The sequence below is a fragment of the Geodermatophilus sp. DF01-2 genome (assembly GCF_004571065.1).
Lineage (GTDB): Bacteria > Actinomycetota > Actinomycetes > Mycobacteriales > Geodermatophilaceae > Geodermatophilus.
The window spans coordinates 1-4,127 of sequence record NZ_SPQN01000153.1; the positions used below are offsets into that span (position 1 = coordinate 1).

Consider the following 4,127-nt stretch of genomic DNA (forward strand, 5'->3'; position numbering starts at 1 on the left):
CGCCGGCCGGCCCGACCCCCAGCAGCCGCCCGACGCCGGACGCCGGGCCGGCCCCGGGCACGGGGATGCCGCCGGCCCCCGGATCGCCCGCCGCACCCCTGACCCCGCCGCGGTCCGGCGACGACCACGATGACGGCCACGACGACCACGATGACGACCACGACGGCGACAACGACGACCCTGACGGCGACGAGGACGGCGACGAGGACGGCGACGAGGACGGGCGGCGTGACGGCGACCCCGCCGCGGAGACCAGCACGGCGCCGGCATCCGGGGACGGGATCCGAGCAGCTCAGCAGGTCCGGCGGAGCAGCGCCATGAACATGGCGTCGGTGCCGTGCCGGTGCGGCCACAGCTGCCCGTACTCCCCCCGCGCCATCCCCCGGACCTCCGGGAACAGCGGGGCGACGGGCAGCACCTCGACGTCGTCCCGGCCGGCCGCGGCATCGGCCACGGCGACCGTCTCGCCGGCGTGCGGAGAGCAGGTCACGTAGGCGACCACGCCGCCGGGCCGCACCGAGGTCAGCGCGCTGTCCAGCAGCGCCGTCTGCAGCTCCACCAGGGGCGGCACGTCGTCGGGCGTGCGTCGCCAGCGCACCTCGGGCCGGCGGCGCAGCGCCCCGAGACCGGTGCACGGGGCGTCGAGCAGCACCCGGTCGAAGGAGCCGGGCGCCCACGGCGGTGTCCGCCCGTCGGCGACCAGCACCTCGACGTCGTCCTCGCCGCGCAGCGCCTGCCGGACCAGCTCGGCCCGGTGCGGCGCCCGGTCGGCCGCGGTCAGCCGCACCCCCGCGGGCCGCACCGCCGCGAGCAGCCCGGCCTTGCCGCCGGGGCCGGCGCACACGTCCAGCCACGCGGCGTCCGGGCCGTCGAGCGGCGCGCGGGTGAGCAGCAGCGCGGCGAGCTGGCTGCCCTCGTCCTGCACCGCGGCCGCGCCCGCCCGCACCGCCGGCACCCGCGCCGGGTCCCCGCCACCGAGCCGGACGGCGTACGGCGACCAGGGGCCCGGCCGTCCGCCGGACTCCTCGACCAGCTGCTCGCGGGGCACCCGGCGGGCGACCAGGTGCACCTCGGGGGCGGCGTCGTCGGCCAGCAGCGCGGGTTCCAGCTCGGCCGGGTCGTCCAACGCCTCTTGCCACGCCTCGACGATCCAGCGCGGGTGGTCGGTGGCCAGCGCCAGCCGCTGGTCGGCGTCCCCGTCGAGCCGGTCGAGCCACGCCGCCCGGTCGCCGCCCGCGGCGACCTTGCGCAGTACCGCGTTCACCAGGCCGGAGGCGCCGGTGCCGACGATCGCCCGGGTGAGCGCCACGGTCGTGTCGACGGCGGCGTGCGCGGGCACCCGCAGGTCCAGCACCTGGTACGCGCCCAGCCGCAGCAGGTCGAGCACTCGCGGGTCGAGCTCCTCCAGCGGCCGGGAGACCAGCGGAGCCAGCACGGCGTCCAGCGTCCCCGTGGCCCGCAGCGTGCCGTAGGCCAGCTGGGTGGCGAAGGCGGCGTCCCGCTCCCCGAGGTCGGCGGCGCGTTCGCGCAGCAGCTGCGGCAGCAGCAGGTTGGCGTAGGCGCCGCGGCCGGTGACGCCGTCGAGGACGTCGAAGGCGGTCAGCCGCGCGCCGTCGAGCACCGGCCGATGGCGGCGGGACGGCGGGCGGCGGTTGCCGCGGCGGGGGGCGCTCACGAGGCCTCCTGCTCGCCGAGCCGCTCGCCCGGCACCGGTCGCGCCCCGCGAACCCAGTCGGCGGCGGGCAGCATCCGCCTGCCCGCCGGCTGCACCTCGCCGAGCCGGACGGCGCCGCGGCCGGTGCCGACCAGCACGCCGGTCGGACCCACCGACAGCTCGCCGGGCGCCAGCCCGAGCGACGACGGCAGCGGCTCGACCGGACCCAGCCGCAGCCGGTCGCCGCGCCACGTGGTCCACGCCCCCGGAGCCGGGGTGACCCCGCGGATCCGGCGGTCGACCACGTAGGCCGGGAGCGCCCAGTCGACGCGGGCGTCGGCCGGCTCGATCCGCGGCGCCAGGCTGACCCCCTCCGTCGGCTGCGGCTGCGGCTGCAGCGTGCCGGACGCGATGCCGTCGAGCGTGGCCAGCAGCAGCCGCGCGCCGCTGACCGCGAGCCGGGCCAGCAGGTCCCCGGCGGTGTCCCGGGGCGCCACCGGCTCGGTGACCACCCCGTAGACCGGCCCGGTGTCCAGGCCCGCCTCCAGCCGGAAGGTGGCGGCGCCGGTGACCTCGTCGCCGGCCATGACCGCGTGCTGGACGGGCGCCGCGCCCCGCCAGGCCGGCAGCAGCGAGAAGTGCAGGTTGACCCAGCCGTGCCGCGGCAGGTCGAGGGCCGCCCGCGGCACCAGCGCGCCGTAGGCCACCACGGGTACGCAGTCGACGGCCAGCTCGGCGAGCCGCTCGAGGAACTCCGGCTCCCGTGGTGAGCGCGGCTGCAGCACCGGCACGCCGGCGGCGTCGGCGCGCTCGGCGACCGGGGAACGGCTGACCCGGCGACCGCGTCCCGAGCGGGCGTCGGGCCGGGTCAGGACGGCCACCAGCTCGTGGTCGGAGGCCAGCAGGAGTTCCAGCGAGGGGACGGCGACGTCCGGCGTCCCGGCGAAGAGCAGCCTCAGTGGGGGCTCACCTCCACCCGCGGCACCCACGCCCCGGCGCCGGTCCACTCGGCCTCGGCGATCGCGGCCAGGGCGGCGGTGCGGGCCTCGGCGTCCAGCCGGTCGACGAAGAGGACCCCGTCGAGGTGGTCGACCTCGTGCTGCACCGCGCGGGCCAGCAGGTACGAGCCCTCGACCCGGACCGGCTCACCGAAGACGTCGAAGCCGGTCGCGGCCACACGGAGGTGGCGCCGGCAGTCGAACGTGAACCCGGGGATGGACAGGCAGCCCTCGGGGCCCTCCTCGGTCTCCTCCCCGACCGGTGCCACCTCGGGGTTGACCAGGTGGCCCACCTCGCCGTCGACGTACCAGGTGAACACCCGCAGCCCGACGCCGATCTGCGGGGCGGCCAGCCCCGCTCCGCCGGCGGCGAACATCGTCTCGGTCAGGTCGGCGACCAGCCGGCGCAGCTCCCGGTCGAAGTCGACGACCGGGGCGGCGGGCGTGCGCAGCACGGGGTCGCCCAGCAGCCGGATGGGGGTCACGCTCACCGGTCGATCCTAGGCGGCGCGGGAGACGGCGCCGTCGGGCCGCTCAGACGAGGTCCAGCGGGTCCAGCTGCACCCGGACGTGCTCGGGCGCCTTCTTCGCGCTGCGCACGCCCTGCACCTCGGCCAGCGCGTGCGCCAGCGCTGCGCCCTGGGCGCGCGGCACCCGCACCAGGTAGCGCTCCCGCTCCCCATCCTGCCCAGGGCGCGGCGGCTCGGGCACCGGGCCCAGCAGGTCGGCGTCTGCGGGCAGCCGGGCTGCCTCCAGGAAGTCGGCCAGCGCCGGCGCCGAGCCCGACAGCGCCGCCATCCGGGTGGCCGGCGGGAAGCCGAGCTCCCGGCGGTCGGCGAGCTCGCGGGCGGCCAGCCAGCCGGGGTCCCAGCGCACCAGCGCCTGGACGACGGGGTGGGCGGCGTCGGCGGCGACGACCACCTGCCCGCCCGCCGACGCCGACCGGACCAGGGCGGCGGCGTTCATCCAGCGGCGCAGCGTCTCCTCCCCGGCCCGCAGGTCGGCCCGGCCGAGCAGCGCCCAGGAGTCCAGCAGCAGCGCCGCACCGTAGCCCGTCTCGGCGACCGGCTCGGCACCCGGTGTGGCCACGACCAGCGCCGGACCGGGGGGCACCGCGGCGAGCACGCCCGAGCCGCGGCCGGAGACCCGCACCGCTGCCCCGGGAAAGGCCCGGCCCAACTCCTCGGCGGTGCGGGCGGCGCCGACGACGGAGGCGCGCAGCTTGGTGCCGGAGCAGTACGGGCAGTCGAAGATGGCCGCCGGGCGGGCGCACCAGCGGCAGGCCGGCACCCGCGACCCGCCCGGGCCGGGCGTGGGCGCGATGCCCAGCGGCCCGGAGCAGACCGCACAGCGGGCCGGCGCCCGGCACCGGTCGCAGGCCAGCCCGGGCGCGTACCCGGCCCGCGGCACCTGGACGAGCACGGGAGCACCGTCGGCGAGGGCCTGGCGGGCGACCCGGTGGGCGAGGCTGGGCA

Annotated in this window: 3 protein-coding genes and 1 pseudogene; all 4 read right to left on the minus strand. The window is 78.9% G+C overall.

The genetic code is table 11. The features are described 5' to 3' along the window. Positions 1–292 precede the first annotated feature (292 nt). Entirely contained in the window at positions 293–1,675 is a 1,383-nt protein-coding gene (locus tag E4P41_RS21315) for a transcription antitermination factor NusB (protein WP_135143197.1), read from the minus strand. Then, on the minus strand, positions 1,672–2,643 hold the full coding sequence (gene fmt / locus E4P41_RS21320) for a methionyl-tRNA formyltransferase (RefSeq protein WP_245177552.1): 972 nt from the start codon (positions 2,641–2,643) through the stop codon (positions 1,672–1,674). The genes E4P41_RS21315 and fmt overlap by 4 nt, the downstream gene beginning before the upstream one ends. Next, complete coding sequence (gene def, locus E4P41_RS21325; RefSeq protein WP_135143198.1) at positions 2,610–3,143, minus strand: peptide deformylase; 534 nt, start codon at positions 3,141–3,143, stop codon at positions 2,610–2,612. Before def ends, fmt begins: the two co-directional genes overlap by 34 nt. Before the next feature lie 43 nt (positions 3,144–3,186). Next, positions 3,187–4,127: pseudogene (locus E4P41_RS21330) on the minus strand (primosome assembly protein PriA); the annotation flags it as partial.